The organism is Petrotoga mobilis SJ95 (genome assembly GCF_000018605.1).
GTDB classification, from domain to species: domain Bacteria; phylum Thermotogota; class Thermotogae; order Petrotogales; family Petrotogaceae; genus Petrotoga; species Petrotoga mobilis.
Genome location: NC_010003.1, coordinates 2,099,921 through 2,120,840, shown reverse-complemented (window position 1 = coordinate 2,120,840; position 20,920 = coordinate 2,099,921). Strand labels below are relative to the sequence as shown.

18 protein-coding genes and 1 tRNA gene are annotated in these 20,920 nt (G+C 35.1%); 2 read left to right on the top strand and 17 right to left on the bottom strand.

The genetic code is table 11. The features are described 5' to 3' along the window. Positions 1-34 precede the first annotated feature (34 nt). The gene (locus PMOB_RS09850) at positions 35-508 is read left to right on the top strand and encodes a Fur family transcriptional regulator (protein ID WP_012209699.1); all 474 of its coding nucleotides are present in this window, start codon (positions 35-37) and stop codon (positions 506-508) included. A gap of 77 nt (positions 509-585) precedes the next feature. Here PMOB_RS09850 and gcvPB read toward each other — a convergent pair whose 3' ends face one another. The 13 genes from gcvPB to PMOB_RS09785 form a co-directional block, all read right to left on the bottom strand. Then, positions 586-2,022 (bottom strand): aminomethyl-transferring glycine dehydrogenase subunit GcvPB, encoded by a 1,437-nt coding sequence (gene gcvPB, locus PMOB_RS09845; protein WP_012209698.1) that lies wholly within the window; start codon positions 2,020-2,022, stop codon positions 586-588. Next, on the bottom strand, positions 2,019-3,365 hold the full coding sequence (gcvPA, locus tag PMOB_RS09840; protein WP_012209697.1) for an aminomethyl-transferring glycine dehydrogenase subunit GcvPA: 1,347 nt from the start codon (positions 3,363-3,365) through the stop codon (positions 2,019-2,021). Before gcvPA ends, gcvPB begins: the two co-directional genes overlap by 4 nt. A gap of 65 nt (positions 3,366-3,430) precedes the next feature. Continuing rightward, complete coding sequence (gene gcvT / locus PMOB_RS09835; RefSeq protein WP_012209696.1) at positions 3,431-4,756, bottom strand: glycine cleavage system aminomethyltransferase GcvT; 1,326 nt, start codon at positions 4,754-4,756, stop codon at positions 3,431-3,433. A 138-nt stretch (positions 4,757-4,894) separates the two neighbouring features. Then, entirely contained in the window at positions 4,895-5,566 is a 672-nt protein-coding gene (locus PMOB_RS09830; protein ID WP_012209695.1) for a metallophosphoesterase family protein, read from the bottom strand. A 71-nt stretch (positions 5,567-5,637) separates the two neighbouring features. Then, positions 5,638-5,910: an HU family DNA-binding protein gene (locus PMOB_RS09825; protein ID WP_012209694.1), complete on the bottom strand. Its 273-nt coding sequence runs from the start codon at positions 5,908-5,910 to the stop codon at positions 5,638-5,640. 115 nt (positions 5,911-6,025) lie between these two features. Beyond that, a complete protein-coding gene (gene rdgB, locus PMOB_RS09820) occupies positions 6,026-6,649 on the bottom strand; it encodes an RdgB/HAM1 family non-canonical purine NTP pyrophosphatase (RefSeq protein ID WP_012209693.1) in 624 nt (207 codons plus the stop codon). After that, positions 6,642-7,301, bottom strand: coding sequence for a ribulose-phosphate 3-epimerase (gene rpe / locus PMOB_RS09815; RefSeq protein WP_012209692.1), 660 nt, complete (start codon positions 7,299-7,301; stop codon positions 6,642-6,644). The genes rdgB and rpe overlap by 8 nt, the downstream gene beginning before the upstream one ends. A gap of 12 nt (positions 7,302-7,313) precedes the next feature. Further along, positions 7,314-8,216: a ribosome small subunit-dependent GTPase A gene (gene rsgA / locus PMOB_RS09810; protein WP_012209691.1), complete on the bottom strand. Its 903-nt coding sequence runs from the start codon at positions 8,214-8,216 to the stop codon at positions 7,314-7,316. Beyond that, positions 8,213-8,716, bottom strand: a complete 504-nt coding sequence (locus tag PMOB_RS09805; RefSeq protein ID WP_012209690.1) for a PASTA domain-containing protein — start codon at positions 8,714-8,716, stop codon at positions 8,213-8,215. Before PMOB_RS09805 ends, rsgA begins: the two co-directional genes overlap by 4 nt. Before the next feature lie 5 nt (positions 8,717-8,721). Further along, entirely contained in the window at positions 8,722-9,765 is a 1,044-nt protein-coding gene (rlmN, locus tag PMOB_RS09800; RefSeq protein ID WP_012209689.1) for a 23S rRNA (adenine(2503)-C(2))-methyltransferase RlmN, read from the bottom strand. 291 nt (positions 9,766-10,056) lie between these two features. Beyond that, a complete protein-coding gene (gene guaB / locus PMOB_RS09795) occupies positions 10,057-11,508 on the bottom strand; it encodes an IMP dehydrogenase (protein WP_012209688.1) in 1,452 nt (483 codons plus the stop codon). A 202-nt stretch (positions 11,509-11,710) separates the two neighbouring features. After that, positions 11,711-11,786 (bottom strand) — tRNA-Ala (locus PMOB_RS09790). A gap of 123 nt (positions 11,787-11,909) precedes the next feature. Beyond that, positions 11,910-13,265: an MBL fold metallo-hydrolase gene (locus PMOB_RS09785; protein ID WP_012209687.1), complete on the bottom strand. Its 1,356-nt coding sequence runs from the start codon at positions 13,263-13,265 to the stop codon at positions 11,910-11,912. A 307-nt stretch (positions 13,266-13,572) separates the two neighbouring features. Between PMOB_RS09785 and PMOB_RS09780 the strand changes: the two genes are divergently transcribed. Continuing rightward, the gene (locus PMOB_RS09780) at positions 13,573-14,673 is read left to right on the top strand and encodes a BMP family lipoprotein (protein WP_012209686.1); all 1,101 of its coding nucleotides are present in this window, start codon (positions 13,573-13,575) and stop codon (positions 14,671-14,673) included. Between the two features lie 53 nt (positions 14,674-14,726). On the opposite strand, the gene PMOB_RS09775 is transcribed toward PMOB_RS09780, so the two are convergent. Genes PMOB_RS09775 through PMOB_RS09760 form a run of 4 tightly spaced genes read right to left on the bottom strand, consistent with a single transcriptional unit; the run spans position 14,727 to position 20,843 of the window. After that, positions 14,727-15,368 carry a protein-L-isoaspartate(D-aspartate) O-methyltransferase gene (locus PMOB_RS09775; protein WP_012209685.1) on the bottom strand — a complete coding sequence of 214 codons (642 nt, stop codon included), beginning with the start codon at positions 15,366-15,368 and terminating at the stop codon, positions 14,727-14,729. Further along, complete coding sequence (locus PMOB_RS09770; RefSeq protein WP_012209684.1) at positions 15,368-17,611, bottom strand: bifunctional dihydroorotate dehydrogenase B NAD binding subunit/NADPH-dependent glutamate synthase; 2,244 nt, start codon at positions 17,609-17,611, stop codon at positions 15,368-15,370. The genes PMOB_RS09775 and PMOB_RS09770 overlap by 1 nt, the downstream gene beginning before the upstream one ends. 15 nt (positions 17,612-17,626) lie before the next feature. Then, on the bottom strand, positions 17,627-17,905 hold the full coding sequence (locus PMOB_RS09765; protein WP_012209683.1) for a M48 metallopeptidase family protein: 279 nt from the start codon (positions 17,903-17,905) through the stop codon (positions 17,627-17,629). Next, a complete protein-coding gene (locus PMOB_RS09760; RefSeq protein WP_012209682.1) occupies positions 17,898-20,843 on the bottom strand; it encodes a type I restriction endonuclease subunit R in 2,946 nt (981 codons plus the stop codon). The genes PMOB_RS09765 and PMOB_RS09760 overlap by 8 nt, the downstream gene beginning before the upstream one ends. Positions 20,844-20,920 lie beyond the last annotated feature (77 nt).

Sequence of the window (20,920 nt, the reverse complement as noted above, 5' to 3'; positions counted from 1 at the left end):
AACCAGTAAAATAATTTAAACTAAGGTGGTAGAGTTGGAAATTAAATACGATAAAAATAGTATAATCAAAATATTAAAAGATAACAAGATTAAGGTTACTCCAAATAGATTCAAAGTAGCCTTTGAGCTTTTTAACTCTAATGAACATCCGTCGATTGATCAATTGCATCAAAAGTTAGTAAAAAGTAATGAAACTCAGATTTCTTTCACTTCAGTGTATAACATTGTAAAATTATTTGAAAATGCAGGACTAGTAAAAGAAATTTTAATTGAAAATAAAATTCATTACGATTCTAACATCACCCCTCATGCGCATTTTATTTGCAAAAATTGTGGAAAAGTGCAAGATATAGAGTTAGATAAATTAAATTTCATAGATGAAAAGAAATTAATTAGTTTTAAAACTTTTACTGAAGAAGAATTAAAAGATAACAAAATCGACTCTGTTGAAATCACTTTCTATGGAATCTGTGGAGAATGTTTAAAACAAGAAAACAGTGAGGCGTAAGTCGATATTTTTGCCTCACTGTTTTTTTGACTTAATATAACAAATACCTTCAACTCTCATCCCCAACTTATCAACGCCTACTCAAATTTTACCTTTAAATCCTTATTGGCTTTTATTTCGTCCAATCTTTTAATAGTTAAAGTCAAAGGAGCTTCTTTTAACTTATCTGGTTCTTTTCTGGCTTCTTCTAAGATTTTCTCATATATAGAAGCAACTTCATCCAAGGTTTCTTTGCTTTCAGTTTCGGTTGGTTCGATCATCATTGCTTCATCCACTATCAAAGGAAAATAAACTGTTGGAGGATGCATACCATAATCTAAGAGCCTTTTTGCAAAATCCAGTGTGCTTACACCATAATCTTTCAACGAAGTCCCTTTTATTACAAACTCATGCTTACAGACATCTGGATAAGCAACGTCTAAAAATTTCGACAACTTCTCTTTCAAATAATTCGCATTTAAAGTTGCAAGTTCACTTACCTTCTTCAAACCTTCTTTGCCCATTGATAATATGTAAGTGTATGCTTTGATTAGTACTAAAAAATTACCATAAAAGCTACGTACTTTACCAATGCTTTTAGGGATATCATAATCAAAATAATATTCCCCACTTTCTTTCATACCCACAATAGGTTTAGGCAAATACTCTTTTAAAAAAGACTTTACCGCTATAGGACCACTCCCAGGTCCCCCCATTCCATGAGGGGTGGAAAATGTTTTGTGTAGATTTAGATGAACAACATCGAAACCATTATCTCCAGGTCTTACTTTTCCCATTATTGCGTTTAAATTCGCCCCATCGTAGTACAACAAGGCATTGTTTTTATGCATCAAATCAGATATCTTCAGAATATCTTTTTCAAACAATCCCAAAGTATTTGGGTTTGTGAGCATAATAGCGGCAGTATTTTCATTCACTAAAGATTTCAAATGATCTAAATCGACTCTTCCCTCATTATTCGAATTAACTTTAACCACTTCAAACCCTGCCATTACCGCAGATGCAGGATTCGTACCATGAGCGGAATCTGGTATGATAACTTCATTTTTATGACCTAAATTATTTTCTTGTAGATATTTCTTAATAACAAGCATTCCTGTAAGCTCCCCATGGGCACCAGCAGCAGGCTGCAGGGTAACATAATCCATCCCTGTTATCTCTTTGAGAAATTCTTGTAATTCATACATCAATTCCAACGCACCTTGTACTGTACTTTCCTCTTGATAGGGATGAATAAATTTGAATCCATTCAAAGATGCAGCCTCTTCATTCAGAAAAGGATTGTATTTCATTGTACAAGAACCCAAAGGATAAAAACCTCTATCAACCGAATGGTTTAGACTGGCTAATTGATTGTAATGTCTAACAACATCAACTTCGTAAAGTTCTGGTAGATTCGGAGCTTCATTTCTAACTAAATGTTCTGGTATATCTATCTGAGATTCTTTGACATCCAATTTAGGAAGCGAATATGATGTTCTCCCGCTAACTGATTTTTCAAATATCAATTTCATGATAATCCCTCCAAGAAAGAACATAAAAAGTCGATATCTCTTTTTTTAGTCAGTTCTGTTGCACAAAACAGTACCTTATTCCCCATTTCTTCATAAAAATTCTTCAGTATCAAAGGTCCAAAATAATGTTGCTCCAACAGTTTTTCGTTGAGAAGATCAGGATCAATTTTGCTTTCTAATACAAACTCGTTAAAAAATGGTCCGTCAAATACAGGTTTAAACTTTTCAGTCTCTACCAATTTTTTTGCTAGATAATGGGCTTTATGATAATTCTGAAGAGAAACTTCTCTTATCCCTTGCTTTCCCATCACATTCATATACAAAGAAGCCAAAAGAGCATTGAATGCATGATTTGAACATATATTAGAAGTAGCCTTCTCTCTTCTTATATGTTGTTCCCTTGTCTGCAAAATCATGCAAAATCCTCTTTTACCATCTTGATCCACGGTTTCACCGATAATTCTGCCAGGCATCTTTCGGATGTACTTTTTTTTGGAAGCGAAGATTCCCAAACCCGGTCCCCCAAATGAAGGTGTATTTCCTAAAGATTGACCTTCTCCTACTACTATATCCACCCCAAATTTTCCAGGAGTTTCTAACAACCCTAAAGAGATTGGATAGGTAACTACAATGAAAATAACATCGCTAGGAACCTTTTCTCTTATCGCTTTCAAATCTTCTATTACACCAAAAAAGTTTGGATATGAAACTACAACACAAGATGTTTCTTGGGTGATTTTAGAAGTTAATTCATCTAGATCTAATTGACCCGTTTCAGATAAATAGCCTATTTGCTCTATATTCATCCCTTGCACTTCAACATAGGTTTTTGATACTTCTTGATACTCGGGATGAACCGTTTTAGACATCAAAACATGATTTTTACCATTAATTCTTTTTGCCATTAAAATAGCCTCAGCTAAAGCTGAAGCACCATCGTACATAGATGAATTAGAAACTTCCATCCCCGTAAGATTGCAAATTTGAGTTTGATACTCATAGAGTATTTGGAGGGTACCCTGAGAAACTTCAGCCTGGTAAGGCGTATATGCAGTTAAAAAATTCCTATTTGAAGCTAAAGGATATATCACAGAAGGAATATAATGATTGTAAATTCCCGCACCTCTAAAAATCCCGTATTCTTCCATATTTTTATTCATTTGCGATAAATCGGTTAGCCTTTCTTTAACTTCTAATTCACTCAAACCCGATGGGATATTCAACTCACCTTTGAACAGTGCTGGAATATCTCGATAAAGTTCATCTATATCTTTTATTCCCAAAAAAGAGAACATTTCTTCTATGTCTTTTTGGGTATGGGGTAAATATGGAAAATCATTCATTATAACATCTCACCTCTTTTTATTATTCTTATAAAAGTTGATATAGCGCCCCTTTGCCCGTATTTTTACTTTGTGCTTTTTACACTTCCTTTATAAAACGGAGTTTTCACGACCTCAGCTTCTAATAACTTTTCCCTTGCTTTTATACTCACAATGGTTTCTAATTTTGAAAATTCTTTACTTACATAGCCTAAGGCTAAATTTTTCCCCAAAGTAGGAGACTTTACACCACTTGTCACAAACCCTATATTTTCATTATCTTTGAAAATTTCATACCCATGTCTCACGGGCATCTTGTCGTGTACTTCCATACCAACTAATTTTCTTTTGATTCCTTCTTCTTTTTGTTTCAGCAAAGCTTCCTTACCAATAAATTCTTTATTAAAATCAACAGTCCAACTTAGACCTGCCTCCAAAGGAGTAGTATTTTCATCCATATCGTTGCCATAAAGGAGCATTTTAGGCTCGAATCTCAAAGTATCCCTGCTTCCTAAACCACATGGTTTCCCATCAACCTCTTTAGCAAGTTGTATAAGTCTATCCCAAACTTTAACAGCGATCGCTGGAGACAGGTACAACTCAAAACCATCTTCACCTGTGTATCCGGTCCTTGATAATATTACTTCTTCTCCTTCCAATCCTAGAATTTTGAAGGAATAATATTCTATACTATCCAGATCAATATCTTTAAGATATTTTTGCAGTTGATCCTGGGATTTAGGACCTTGGAAAGCTATTTGGCAATATTCATCACTCTTGTTAATAACCTCAACATTAAAAGAAGAAGATTGCTTTCTTACCCAATCAAAATCTTTTTGAGTATTAGATGCGTTGACTACCAACAAGATCTTTTCTTCGTCTAATTTATAAGCGAGAAGATCATCTAAAATTCCACCATCCTCGTTACACATAGGAGAGTACACTATTTTACCAATGGGTATCTTTTCCACATTATTTGTAATAAGGTAATTTACAAATTTCTGAGCATCTTTCCCTTGCACAAATAATTCACCCATATGAGATACATCAAAAACTCCAATACAATTTCTTACTGCGTTATGCTCATCAATAATAGAAGAATACCATAACGGAAGCTCCCAACCTGCAAATTCTCCCAACTTCGCTCCAAGTTCTATATGTCTTTCATAAAGCGGAGTCTTTTTTAGTTCAGACAAAGTAATTCCTCCCTTCTCCAATTCTTCAATTATAACTATCGCGCTTTCAAAATCTTTATCCTCAACATATAAATCGTAAATTGCTCCTTCACCGAAATATTCTCCACCTATTCCAATGGGAGATTTTAAAAATACTTGTATACCGTTTTCTTCCAAAATTTGTTTCAAAATCTGGCTCTGTGAATAATTGCAGTAATCTTTTAGTTTTTTCAGCATTGTCTCACACCTCTCAGAGAGAAGATACTATTCAACCTTAATTATATCACTCTTTGAAAAAGTTAGAAAGTCGAAGTATTTTTAATTAGAAGAGTTTAAAAGCAATTAAAGACGATTAAAGAAGTTTAAATCGATTTTTCAAACAGCTTGTAAAACTACGTGTCTGTTATCCTCAGTGATTCCAAAGGCCGTCAATTTCCCACCGTACACACATCCCGTATCTATATCTACACTTATTATTTTCTTATTATTATCACGTTTCACAAAGATCTTATCTTCACCTGTTAAGTACAATGTTGGAGTATGTCCATGAATAACGGTATAATTAAAATACCTTTCTGACATACTTAAAAATTCATCTCTTATCCACAACAAATCCCATTTATCTTGTTTTGAAAGTGACTTTTTTGGATTAACTCCCGCATGTACAAACAAATATTTCTCGTTTTCTACTTCCAACTCATAATACAGAGGTAGATCTTTTAAAAAGTTTATGTACTCTTCCCCAATATTGTTATTGAAACTTTTAATTGTCGACAATGCACCGTTGTAAAACCAGACACCTTCTCCATACTCATGAGTTTTTTGACAATAGTCGACCATCATATCGTCATGGTTCCCCTTTAAAAAAATACGATTCCTCTGTTTGCTTAAAGTAATCAAAAGATCCAGCACCTTTTTTGAATCAGGTCCTCTGTCCACATAATCACCAAGAAAAATCATTGTGTCAGAATCTTTGATCTGTATCCGTTTTAAAAGCGAAATTAAAGTATCGTACATACCGTGGATATCTGAAATCGCCCAGATCACTTGAAACCCTCCCATGTGATCAAGTCTTTATCATAAAAAAATGGGCAGGAATCCTGCCCATTTTTTGGAATTTACTTCACCATATCTTTTAATTCTTTACCAGGAACGAATTTTGGAACCATCTTTTCTGGAATCTTAATAGCTTTTCCAGTTTGTGGGTTGACACCTTTTCTAGCTGCTCTTTTCTGAACTTTGAAAGTTCCAAAACCAACTAACTTAACCTCTTCACCCTTACTTAAAGCCTCAGACACTACATCAACAAAAGCATCAACGAAACTTTCTGCATCTTTCTTTGTTACGTTAGCCTTCTTTGCAAAAGCATCAACTAAATCTTTCTTATTCACAAACATTCCCCCTTTCAACAGATAAAGATTCTTAAATCCTGATTCTACGGAACTTCAACGAAATTATACCATAAAACCAAAAAAATATCCACTTTTGAATCAATATTATGAAAAATTACTCTTTATTTTCTAATATTTTAGCACTTTTTAAAAAAAGAAGCAACTTTTTTATAGCCTTTGCCCTATGACTTATGCTATTTTTTACGTCTTTGGTCAGTTCTCCAAATGTATAATCGTATCCATCGGGAATAAAAATAGGATCGTAACCGAAACCATTCTTTCCTCTTATCTCAAATGCTATTTTACCATAAACTTCTTCTTGACAAGTAACTAAAATATTTTTTTGAGGGTCAAAATACGTCGCCGCACAGGCAAAATAAGCGGTTCTATCTTTTTCATTTTCCAGCATTGATAATAATTCCTTCATCTTTTGCTCATAGGAATGATTTTCCATGAACCTTGCAGAGTTCACGCCAGGAAATCCTCCGAGAGAGATTATAGACAAACCAGAATCATCTGAAAAAACTGGTTTTTTTATTAATTTTGAATAAGCCCAAGCTTTAATAACAGAATTTTCTACATAAGTTTCGCCGTACTCTTCTACTTCAAAATTATCCTCTTTTATCTCATCAAATATATATTTAACATTGATACTTCCATTTATATCAATATTTTGCAAGATTTCATTGATTTCTCTTACCTTGTTTCTGTTTGATGTAGCCAAATAGACGTCACTCAAAATCTTCTGCCACCTTTTTTAGTTCGATTATCTCTTGTGAAGGATTTTCTGAATAAAACACACTGGCACCAATGATAAAAGTGTTAACGCCACTTTGGTGAAGTAATCCGATGTTCTGTTTATTCACTCCTCCATCAACCATTATTTCAACATTCAGTCCTTTCTCATCAGAGAGTCTTCTTAATTTTCTCACTTTTTCATAAGTAGTTTCTATAAAATGTTGTCCAGTAAATCCTGGATTAACCGACATAATCAATACCTTGTCCACATATGGTAGAATTTCTTCTAAAAGTGATACTGGAGTATGTGGATTTAAAGTAACACCTGCTTCACACCCCAACTCTTTGATTTTTAATACAGTTCTGTGTAGATGTGTGACCGCTTCATAATGCACTGTTATGCTATTCACAGACTTAGAAAAGTTTTCTAAATATTTATCTGGTTCAACTATCATCAAATGAGCATCCAAATATATATCTTTAAATTTTTTTCTAATCGATTCTACTATTGGAAAACCAAAAGTAATGTTTGGAACAAACACTCCATCCATAATATCGAGATGTATTCCATCAGCATCTTTAGAAACTTTCTCTACCTCTTGAGCTAAATTCAAAAAATCAGCAGCTAAAATGGAAGGATATATTTTTATCAAACTGAAACACCCCTATTGTAATTTTAGTGAACTATCTTCTATTTCTTCGTATATTTGACAATAATTGGTATACCTACTCAATGAAATCTGTCCGTTCTCTACAGCCTCTTTAATTGCACATCCAGGTTCAACCGTATGGGAACAATTAGAAAACTGGCAAAAACCGTCAAATTCCAAAAATTCTCTGAAATAACGCCTTACTTCATCTTTTTTTATTCCCCTTAGCTCTAAACTCGAAAAACCTGGTGTGTCGACTATATATCCTCCAAAATCAAAATAAAGCAGTTCAGCATAAGTTGTTGTGTGTTTACCTCTACCTAATTTTTTGGAGATTTCTCCTTCTCTAAGTTTCAATTTTGGATCTAAAACATTCAATAAACTGGACTTTCCAACTCCAGAAGGACCTGCAAAGGTTGATACTTTGTTTTTTAAATATGATTTTAATATATCTAAATTATTTTTCGTTATTTTGGATGTAGGAATCACAGGATAAATTTTACCATATATTTCTATAAATCTTTCCATTTCTCTTTTTTCTTCGTCACTACCAAGCAAATCCGTTTTGTTTAACACTATGACTACATCAAGCTTCTCTTTTTCAGCGAGAACTATAATTTTATCGACTACTATCAAATCTACTCGAGGCTCTTTAATTGATGTAACTAAAACTAGTTGATCCAAGTTAGCTACTCTAGGTCTGTATAATTCATTTTTTCTCTCTAAAATGTTTTCGATTCTTCCATAAGCATTTTGTTGGTCCTTAGAATACTCTACATAATCGCCAACAATGGGCCTAATCTTCTGTAATTTAAATCTACCAGGGAGAAAGCAGTTAATTTTTTGATTACTTTCCAAATCTTGAACGGTTACCATATCCGAATGAAATCTAACAACTATACCCTTTCTCCAACTCATTGATTACTCCCTTCATATTTACCGACATAGAGAATCACCCTTTCTCCACTATAATTATTTCCTGGTGTTGGAGACATGTTCAATACCACATCATTTTCTTCAGGTTTATAAGTTAATTGATTTCTAATTTCAAAGGCTATGTTGTACTCATTTAAAAACTGTTGCGCTACTCCGGAAGGTATTCCTATCAGATCAGGAATCTTCAGAGTATTCATCTCTCTAAGTTGGACTATTACGTGATGTCCTTCTTTTACCTTTGTACCAGGTTCAGGATCGGTATACAAAACTTTTTCTCCATTACCTACTACGTTTGGAATTAGATTTAATTCCTCTAAAGAAGAGATTGCTACCTTTTTATCTTCTCCGATCAAATATGGAATCTCAACCATATTGGAACTATTGGCAAAAACTGTCATAAAAAAAAAGGCAAATATTCCAGAGGCAACTATCCCTAAAATAAAAAATATCAAATTTTTTATTAATTTTCTTACTTTAATCATTATGTTCACCTATTAGCTTCTTTTAACTCTCTAGTTCTTAATTGGCCACATGCGGCTGATATATCACTACCTTTCTCAGCTCGCACCACAGCATCAATTCCGTTCTTAACGAGAGTATCCAAAAAAGCTTGAATAAACCTTTTTGACGGCTTTTCAAAGCCCGCTGGATTTTCATTGACAGGAATTAAATTAACCATCACTTTCAAATCACCAAATAGTTCAACTAATTTCAAAGCGTCCTCTTTTGAATCATTAAATCCTTTTATCAAAATATACTCAAAAGTAACCCTCTTTTTTGTTTTTTTCTGATAAATTCGGCATGACTGAATAACCTGCTCTACCGGATATTTATGATTTATTGGCATTATTTGATCTCTTTGAAGATTCGTTGGTGCGTGAAGTGAAACAGAAAGTCGAAACTCTTTGTTCAAATCACCTACTTCCTCAATTTTCTGAGGAATTCCCGCGGTTGAAATGGTTATATGCCTTGCCCCTAACTTTTTCATCTTTGGATGGTTTAATATCTCTATGGTTTGAACAACGTTGTTAAAATTTAATAATGGTTCACCCATTCCCATGTATACAACATTTTTTACATCCATCTCTTTATCTTTTTCCATAGCTAACAGTTGACCAATGATCTCACCTGTCGATAAATTTCTAACGTAACCGCTTTGTCCTGTAGAGCAGAAAGAACATTTCAGTGGGCAACCAACTTGTGTTGATATACAAGCTATCGTTCTTGAAGGGTAGTAAATAATTACCGCTTCAACAGTGTTCTTATCCTCTAACTCCAAAAGATATTTGGTGGTTCCATCTATCTTTGAAACCTCTTTTTTAACAATATGAGGAATAGATATTTTAAAATTATCACTGAGTTTTTGTCTATCGTCTTTAGATAAATTAGTCATCGATTCGAAATCAAAAACTCTTTTCTTATAAATCCAATCACAAATTTGATCAGTTCTAAACTTTTCAAGTCCCAATTCATTGAGCAAATAACTTTGCAAGTCTGAATATTCAAAATCTAAAATGTTTTTTGTTTGCATATAACTTCCTCTCCATTAAAATATATACTATCGTTTCCCCTTCCATATACTCCACGAGGGACCTGCGGTCCCTAACCCAACTGGGATGGAGGGCTCCGCCCTGTGACCCTTTTAAAATCAGAGCCTTAATTTTGAAGCTTAATTATAAGAATATCTTCTAAATCTTAGTCTTAGCGACCCTTCTCCCCGCTCCCCACCCATAAGGATAAAAGAATTTTTATCCCTTGACCCTGCCAGCCCACCCCTTTAAGTAGGTGAAAGATCAGCCTATTATACGTCATAAATCAATAACTAAGATGAAAAGAAATAATTCGGAGCTTCACGTGTAATCTTTACATCATGTGGATGACTTTCTGTTATACTTGCGGTTGTAATTTTTATAAATTTAGCCTTTTGCTGTAATTCCTTGATATCTTTTGCCCCAACATACCCCATTCCAGCTTTGACTCCTCCAACTAATTGTATTATAACATCTTTTACCTCACCTTTGTATGCTACCATAGCTTCAACACCCTCTGGCACAAGTTTCTCATTTGGTGTACTTTCTTGGAAATATCTATCTTTGCTCCCTTTTTCCATAGCTGCTATCGAACCCATGCCTCTGTATGTTTTAAACTTCCTACCTTGATAAATTATCGTTTCACCCGGTGCCTCTTCAGTACCTGCAAAAATACTTCCCATCATCACGGTAGAGGCTCCTGCAGCTAAAGCTTTGACGATATCTCCAGAATATCTTATCCCACCATCTGCAATAACAGGGATATTGTATTTATTCGCTTCTTCTGAAACTTTCATAATTGCACTTAACTGTGGTACCCCAACACCGGAAATAACTCTGGTGGTACAAATAGAACCTGGCCCAATTCCAACTTTTACTGCATCTGCTCCGCTTTCTATTAACATCTTGGCAGCTTCAGCAGTAGCTATATTTCCAGCAATTACAGGGAGTTCCGGGAATCTTTCTTTTATCTTTTTTAATGTCTCAATAATATTTTTGGAATGTCCATGGGCTGAATCTAAAACTACAAAATCGACTCCTGCATCAACTAATTCTTGCGTTCTTTGTAAACCCTCTGAAACACCAACAGCAGCTCCAACAACTAAACGCCCTTTATCATCTCGTGTTGCGTTTGGGTTTTCGATTACGGAAGTAATATCTTTTATCGTTATCAAACCCTTTATATGTCTTTTATCATCTACTATAGGCAATTTCTCTATTTTATTTTGATGAAGTATCTCTTTTGCCTCTTCCAAAGAAATATGTGAACCAGCTACAACTAAATTTTGGTAGGGAGTCATCAATTCTTTAGCTTTCTTTTCCATATTTTGTTCAAACCTAATATCTCTGTTGGTCAATATACCCAAAAGAACTTTATCATCATCCACAACTGGTAATCCACCAATTCTGTACTCTCTCATGATCTTTTCAGCTTCTTTAACGGTTGTATCGGGCGTAATTGTTATGGGATCGTATATAATCCCGTTCTCTGTCTTTTTTACCTTTGAAACCTCATAGGCTTGCTGTTCAATCGACATATTTTTATGAATAACACCAACGGCACCTTCTCTTGCCATAGCTTTTGCCATTTGGGATTCAGTCACAGTATCCATAGCTGCAGAAAGAAAAGGGATCTTTAAATGGATATTTTTTACTAAACAAGATGTAGTATCAACCCTGCTCGGTACAACTTCGCTATACTGCGGTAGTAGTAACACATCATCAAAAGTTAGATACTCTTCCATTTCTCTGCCTCCTTGCCGTGGTGAATATTATCGTAAAAAAACGTTTTTAGCGCCCCTTAGCCGGGGCCCTGCCCTGTAACCCATTTAAAATTATTTAATTTTTAAAATATTTATTCTATCTAGATTTGCGCCCCTTCGCCCCGCAGCCCACCCATGATAAAAGATTTAATATATAAAAAATGAGGGAATATTTCCCTCATATTGGTGGAGTCGATGGGACTTGAACCCACGACCTCTACCGTGCCATGGTAGCGCGCTCCCAGCTGCGCCACGACCCCGTAAATATAGAAACTTCATTTAAGCATAAGAATTATAACACAACTGATCTCTTTTTTCAAGCATTTTTTTTAACATAAAATCACAATTTCTAATTAATTTTTATTATTGTAGTTGACAAAACGTTAGAATTCAACCCTGCTTATTAGTACCCCTTCTGCGTCGTAGAGGGCTGCAATATCGCTATCGTTATTCCATATATAAGCGCCCGTCCATTTTAAATTAGTTGGAGGTTCATCTATTGCGTTACGGCCTGACAAAATATTCACACATTTTCCAGCTTTAAGTATATATCCATCTGGAAGATTAAACTTTTGGTTCCCAACTTCGCTAACCAAAACCCATCCTGTTAAATCAACGTCTATATCAGTATTGTTGCAGATAGTAACCTTTTCATCAGAAACATCTAAATGCGTAATCAATATAGAAGTTTTTTGTGGTGTTGATTCTTGGGCATCTTCCATAAGATTAACAATGTTAATTGGTTCAACGTTAAAATTTATTTTATTCCCATCACTAATAGCTATAATATGTCCCTGCAAATCTGTACGAAAAAGATCTACCTTACACATTTCCAATCTTTCTAATACTTCCTGTGCTGGATGACCGTAATTATTATTTTTACCCACAGATATAACCGCATATTTTGGATTAACTTCCTTTAAAAACTCTTGCGAGGTCGAAGAATCGGACCCATGATGTCCAACCTTAAGGACATCTGCCTTTAAAAACATACTATTATCTATCATATCTTTTTCAGAAATTCTATCGGCATCTCCAGTGAAAAGATAAGAAGAATTTCCAAAATCTAACTTCATAACAGCACTCCAAGAATTAAGATCTGTTCCATAATTTTTCACCGGTCCAACAAAATACACATTGCTGAATGAAGGGCAACCTATCACAGCCGCTAAAGCAGGATTAATTAAAGTAATCCCAGCCTTAGCTGTTTTAATGTAGGTCCCTTCGTTTCTCACTTCTAAAACAAAATCATTATAGGTTTTCGTGGTGTGGGAAACATCCGGGGCATAGACATTTTCAACTTCAAAGGCTTTTAAAACATCATCTAACCCACCTATATGGTCTGCATCAGGATGAGTAGCTATCAAATACTCTATATCATCAACATCTTGGGATTTGAGGTAAGTAACTACATCGTCACCATACCAATTATTACCACCGTCAATTAAAATATCAACATTATTCGGTAATTTTATATAAACTGAATCACCTTGGCCAACATCAATAAAATGAACTTCAATATCCGAAGTGATAGGAAGAGTTATGCCTGATCTTTCTAAAAATGGCAAATAATCTTCAATCAGGTCTATTAATTTTTGGATATAGTTAACTTTCCAATACATTAGTTCATCTGTTTGGTAGCTCGTGACGTAACTCCAAATAAAGCTTGGAGAATTAAAGGATAGAGAAAGGGAAAAAGGAAGAAGTAATATGCAAAATATCAGTAGAACCTTCTTCATAAGTATCTCCTCATTACTTTGTTTATTATTATATTTTTACTATCCTTAGGAGCTTTAAAACATCTGTTAGCGCCCCTTCGCCCCGCTGCCCACCCATAAGGAAAAGAAGTTTTTATCCTTCATCCCCGCAGCCCACCCATAAGGAAAAGGAAGGATCTGAAGCCTTTAACCCAGCAAGGGAAGAGCCACGTAGCCCACTTCATGATCCATATTTTATATTATATCATTAAATCATAAAATTACTCTTCGTAAAACTTTAAATTATAAATATGCTATAATATTATAAACCACATAGGAGGCGATTTTTATGAAAAAGTACCTAAGTGTTTTCTTTGTTGTTTTGTTCTTATTTTCCACTATTTTCGCTTTCAAAGTAACCATGGTCACCGACGTAGGAGGGCTAGGAGACAAATCATTCAACGACGGAACGTGGCAAGGTGTTTTAAGAGCAAGAGACGAATTAGGGGTAGAAATTGCAGTAATCCAATCATCTGAACAAACAGATTATTTACCAAATCTATCTAACGCTGCAAGAGATTCAGACGTTGTAATCGCAGTGGGCTTTATGATGACGGATGTTCTGTTCAACGTAGCTCCCCAATTTCCTGATGTTTATTTTGTAGGGATAGATATCGAACCATCTCCTGGACAAGTAGTCCCTTCAAACGTAGTTTGTTATGTTTTCAACGAACATGAATCAAGCTTCCCAGCAGGTTATTTGGCTGCAATGATGAGTAAAACAGGAAAAGTTGGATTTATAGGAGGAGTTCCAGTTCCTGCCGTTACCAAATTCGAAGCTGGCTACGCAGCAGGGGTTAAAGTATACAATGAATTACATAACGAAGATGTCCAAGTCGTATCAGGCTATGCAAACACCTTCAATGACCCTGCTTTAGGAAAGAGTTTAGCTTTAACACAGATGGAGAACGGAGCAGACATTGTTTTTCATGCAGCTGGACCTACGGGTAACGGAGTAATTGATGCTGCTAAAGAAAGAGGAAGCAATCTGTACAATCTCCCCCAAAATGCATCTTTGGAGCAAATCATCGATAAATACTATGAATTAGAAAAGAATTATTTTGCAATAGGCGTGGATGTAGATCAAGATTACATGGCTCCGGGTTACGTATTAACAAGTGCGATGAAAAGGGTGGACACAGCTGCTTTTGAAGGCATTCAATCCGCCATGTCCGTAAGAACCTTTGAATCTGGTGTTTTTAGATTAGGTATGAAAGAAGACGGAGTAAGTATAACGCCAATGAAATACACAAGAAGCATGGTGCCCATTAGATACTTTGTAGAAATCGAATATCTAAAAAAATTGATAAAAGAAGACAAATTAATAATACCATCAGATCCTTCCCAAATTGGATCATTTGAAGTTCCTGAGATAACTTTTCCATATTAATAATTAAAATATCCCGCTTTTTGCGGGATATTTTATATTTTAACTAAACACTCTCACCAACCATATTCACCTATTAAAGGAACAAACATGCATCCATCAGAGTATTCAACCTTCATATTTCCATCCTCTAACTTAGTTATTTTATGTAAACGTTGAAAGGTTCTAGAACCAATTGGAATTACCATTCTACCACCAATTTTAAGTTGAGAAAACAAAGGTTCAGGAACCTTTGGAGCTGCCGCTGAAACTATGATTCCGTCAAACTCAATCTCTTCTTTTGTCCACCCTTTTGTTCCATCTCCAACCTCTAAAACAATATTTTTATAACCTAATTCCTCAAATTTATTCTTTGCTCTTTGGGCTAACGTTTCATTTCGTTCTATCGTATAAACAAGACGCACTATCTCTGCAAGTAAAGCAGTTTGATAACCAGATCCCGTTCCTATCTCTAAAACTACGTCGTTTTCTCTTAACTCTAATAATTGAAGCATTAAGCCGATTATATAAGGCTGAGAAATAGTTTGCCCTTCGCCAATAGGCAAAGGGCAATCATCATATGCATACCTCTCAAGATCTTTTGGTACAAACAAATGTCTTTTAACCTTCAAAAAAGCATTTAGAACCTTTTCATCGCTTATACCTCTTCTTTTTAGCTGATACTCAACCATCATTCTACTTTCTTTCTCAAAATCCATCAAAATTTTCCTACCTTAGAAGAAATATATTCATCTATTGCCTTAGCAGCTCTTTTACCTGCACCCATTGCCTCGATAACGGTTGCTGCACCTGTAACTATGTCTCCTCCTGCCCAAACTCCTTCAACAGAAGTAACCCCGGTAACGGGATCTGCCTCTATATAACCCCATTTATTCAGTTTCAATTCAGGAAATGCATTGAGTAATACCTTGTTTGACTCTTGACCTATAGCAACGATAAAAAGATCTGCGGGTATTTCAACGTAACTATTTTCAATAGGGATAGGTCTTCTTCTACCAGAAGAATCAGGTTCTCCCAATTTCATCTTTTGACAGACAACACTTGTCAATTCTCCCTTTTCGTTTCCTTTACACTCTATTGGATTAGTCAGCCACATAAAATTGATTCCCTCTTCAACGGCGTTTTCATATTCTTCTTTTCTTGCTGGCATTTCTTCCTCCGATCTTCTGTACACCACTGTTACGGTTTCGGCACCAAGCCTTAACGCCGATCTTGAAGCATCCATCGCGACGTTGCCTGCTCCAACAACTACCACATGTTTGCCTACCTTAACCGGAGTATCAACCAAAGGAAACTCATATGCTTTCATCAAATTAACCCTTGTTAAGAATTCACTTGAAGAGTAAACCCCGTTCAAATTTTCCCCTGGGATATTCAAGAATCTGGGGGTCCCCGCACCTGTACCTATAAATATAGCGTCGAACTCTTCTCTCATTTCATCTATTGTAATTGTCTTTCCTACCACTACATCCGTCTCAATTTCCACTCCCAATGATTTAACATACTCGACTTCTTCAAATACTATCTCTTTTGGAAGTCTGAACTCAGGGATACCGTAGGTCAAGACCCCTCCGGGTTTGTGTAGGGCTTCAAAAATTTTTACGTAATATCCCATCTTTGCCAAATCTGCTGCCACCGTTAGTCCTGAAGGCCCTGCACCTACAACAGCAACCTTTCCTTTGACATTGTCTTTAGACACTTGGATATTATTCTTTTCATTTTTTCTTTGTACTCTTTCCCAATCCGCCACAAACCTTTCTAATCTACCTATGGCAACTGGTTCAAAAGCACCTGATTTACCTAGGGTACATGCACCTTCACACTGATTCTCCTGCGGACAAACTCTTCCACAAATAGACGGTAAATTGTTGTAACTCTTCAGTATTTCTGCAGATTTGGTAAGATTACCTTCTCTCAACTCTCTTATAAAACCTCGTATATCTACACCAACGGGACATCCGTTTATACAATTATATGCGCTATCAGGACATTGTAAGCATCTATCGGCTTCCATCATAGCCTCTTCCAAGCAATAACCATATGCAACCTCTTGAAAGTTATGCTTTCTCTCTTCGGGAGGTTGTTTTTTCACAGGAACTTTATTCCTCAAAATCTTTTTTGGACGTTTTTTCTTTTTTTCTTCTAAAGATTCCTTCTCCTCGACTTTGTACTGCCCCAGTCTCTTTAACAATTCATCCCATTCAACGAGCTCACCTTCAAATTCAGGGCCATCCACACAGGCAAATTTAACGCTATCTCCAACTGTTACCCTACACCCACCACACATTCCTGTTCCATCTACCATAATTGGGTTCAAAGACACTATTATTGGAAACCCAAGTTCTTGAGCTGTCTTTGTGGCAAACTTCATCATTATAACTGGTCCGATAGCCCAAGCCTTATCTATTTTTTCACCATCTGAAACTACTTTTTTCATACCATCGGTAACCAAACCTTTCATACCTTTTGATCCATCATCTGTTGTTACTATCAACTTATCAGAAAGTTGTGAAAACTCATCTTCTAAAATTAAAAGATCAGCGGTTCTTGCTCCCATAATCGATATTACCCTGTTGCCTTTTTCTTTCAACGCCTTTAAAATAGGTAAAATCGGGGCAACACCGATGCCTCCACCAATCAATAATACCGTCCCATAATAATCGATTTCTGAGGGATTGCCCAAAGGTCCAACAACGTGGGCAAAGGAATCACCATTTTCAAAAGTTGACATTTTCGTCGTGCTTTTACCAACCACTTGAAATATGAGTCTTATCTTATCCTCAGTTTTATCAACTATAGTTAGAGGAATTCTCTCTCCATCTTCCTCTGATATAACTATAACGAACTGACCAGGTTGTGCATGTGCTGCTATCTTTGGTGCTTCAACCCAAACACTGTATACATCTTGAGCTAACTTCTTTTTCTCGGATATTTCGAACAAAACTTCCACCCCTTTTTAGTTTTTTTCAATGTTTCTATTGAGATATTCTTGCACTAAAGCATCGAACATTTTTCCATGTTTAGGGTATCTCAAGTGTAATAATTCATGAATAATTACCTCAAATCTAAAACTTTTTGGCTCATTTAAAAGTTTTTTATCAAAGGTTAACCTACCTCTTGAAGAGCAACTTCCCCATTTTTTACTCATTTCACGAATATGAATTTCTTTTGGCTGGACCCTAATATCTCTAGCTAAATTCCAAACTTCGGCTTTAAAATCAACTGGGTCAATCATTTACATCCCTACCTTTTAGAATGTAGAGATATTTTTCGAATAACTGTTTTATTTTTTCGCCTTTGAGCCCTTTCGGCCCTAATAACTTGTAAAATTCCTGTCTCATTTTTCTTTTTTGAACTTCGTCTTTATCCCAAAGAGGATAAGTTTCCTTCTTTTTTTCGAACTCTTCAGCAATATCCTCGGCATCATCGATCGATTCATCTTTCAACAATTCTTTGAGGGTAAAAAATGCTGCTGATTTTCCACTTTCTTTTTGAGCCTTCTTCTTGTCATTTGTTTCTTGTACCAAGTTCTTTAAGCCATTTAAAGTTTCTTCTGTACTCTTCTGTCTGTTTTTGTACAAGAAAAGTAAATTCTCCGCTTTTTCTCCTATTGTAATGAGAATTGGATATTCTACGCTTTCTTCTTCAACAGTCTTTTCAATACTCTTGTATAAATTAAAAACCTTTTCAACGTCTGAAGCATTACTTTCTTCAATCCTCTTTAAAGTATATTCATCTATCACAAAAACTTCCAATGTATCTTTAATTTTACTATTTTTTGTATACTTTTGAATTAATTTCTTTGTTTTCTCTGTGAATTCCTCATCTACAGATACACCTTTTTCATAAGCATTTTTCAAAATCTTATACATCCTTGAAAGGGTATCATAATCTTGTAGATATTTCTTTAAAAATTTGTCGGGAGATAATATTTCATACAAACCAGACAGCTTCTTATAATACACAAAAAACTCATTACGTTTTTCTTCATCCATAAAATATTCTAAGATAGCATCTACAGATTTATCTCTATCTTTTTTGGCAACGATAGAAAGATATTTCTCTTTGCCGATTTCCATTTGTTGAGCAAATTCTTCCTTTAAAAGTTCAATATCTTCGATTACCCCTTCTATATCCTCAGAATCAAAAGCAAGTGCCTTTTCTAAATTATTAAAAATTCCAACAAAATCGACAACAAGTCCGTTCTTTTTATCTTTTTCTTCCTTCTTGTAAGGTCTATTGATTCTGGCTATAGCCTGTAAAAGAACGTGATCTCTCATCGGTTTATCTAAATACATACAATAAAGAATCGGCGCATCAAACCCAGTTAATAATTTTTCGGTTACGATTAAAATTTTCGGTAGCTCCCCAGGCTTTTTAAAGTTCTCTCTAACTTTTTTCTCTTCCATTTCAGATAAATAATATTTCGTCATTTGCGGAGGATCGTTTTGACTCTGACTATATACAACTTTAGAGTATTCAGGAGGTAGATGTTTATCTAATTCTTCCTTGTACAATGCACATGCTTCTCTATCAACAGCGACAAGAAATGCTTTGAAACCCATTGGTTCAATAAACTCTTTAAAATGCTTTGCTACAAATTTTGATATCAACTGAACTCTATCATTGTTTTTTAGCATATTTTTAAGTTTTACGGCTTTTTCTAAAACCTTGTTAAGCTCTTCTACATCGCTAACCCCTTGTGTCTCTGCCAGTGTCAGAAATTCTTTCTCAAGAACATCTTTTTCAATCATCATTTTATTTGGCGCAAACGTATAATACAAGGGAACGGTAGTGCCATCTTTAATCGATTCTGATATGCTGTATTTATCAAGGTATCCTTTAGGGGGATCATCTTTACCAAATGTAACAAACGTTCCTTTCCCATAATTTGTCTTATCTATGGGAGTACCAGTAAAGCCTATATAAGTTGCATTTGGTAAAGCTCCTTCTAAAAATGTACCAAGCTTCCCACCCGTACTCCTATGGGCTTCATCTACTAAAACAAAAATATTTTTCCGTAGATTTAAATCAGCAGGAATATTATCAAACTTATGAATCATACTAACAATTAAACCTCTTTTATCGGTTTTAAGAAGCTGCCTTAGATGTTTTTTACTTTCTACAACCTCTACATTTTCAATACCAACAGATTTCAGATTGCTGAACAACTGTGATTCAAGTTCGTTTCTATCAACAAGCATAATTACTGTCGGATTTTCAAAAAAGGGATCTTCTATTATTTTTTTCGCCGTTACAATCATAGTGTAAGTTTTACCAGAACCTTGAGTATGCCAAATTAACCCACGTTGCTTTGAAGGATCTTTAGCCCTTTCAATTATCTTATCAACGGCTTTCATTTGATGAGGCCTTAAAACAACTTTTTTAAGCTCTTCATCTTGCTTTGTAAAAAGAATAAAATCAGTAAGTATCTTTATTACTCTTTTTCTATCAAAAAAAGTTTTAATTAAAGTTTCATAACCTTGATCTAATTCATCCTTCCATTCGAAGAGAGACCCTCCTGAAAGATTCCAAGTTGCACCGTAATAAAAGCGAATCACATCTATCAAACCAAAGATTTGTAAAATAGCCAAAAGTTCTGGCGCTTCCTGATGATACCTTTTTACTTGCTTATAGGCTTCATTAAGCGGATCCGTTCTATGAGGTGCTTTCGTTTCTATGAGTATAAACGGGACTCCATTAATAAGAAACACCACATCTGCCCTTATTGTTTCGCTCCCATTTGTAAATGTAAATTCATCGGTAACTTGGAATATGTTTCTATCTATTTCGTAGGTATCTAAAAAAGTTACGTTTCTTTCTCTTTTTTCATTGGGTACAAATATAGTTTTAAGTCCTTTTAAAAATTCCCAGATTATCAAATTACCTTGTATATTGGGTGGAATCCTTTCAAGATCTTTTAATATTTTTTCTGCTGAAAGATGGTCCATAAACCCAGGATTGAGTTTTTGAAGTTGCTTTATAAATACATCTTTGAATATTAAGCCTTTTTCTCCACCTTTTAGCCTCAAGGCTTCATCAGGTTTGACGTATTCCCAACCAAGGTTCAGAAAAACCTTGCTTCCTTCTGATGATCCATATTCAGCAGATTCTTCTTGTACGTATTTTATAATTGGATCCTGAGCAGAATATTTTTCATCTCCCAAGCCCATAGCTACACCACCACTTTCTCACTTTTTTCTCCACTAAATTAATAATATTTTCTCTTTGCTTTTGGCAAAAGTAAGAA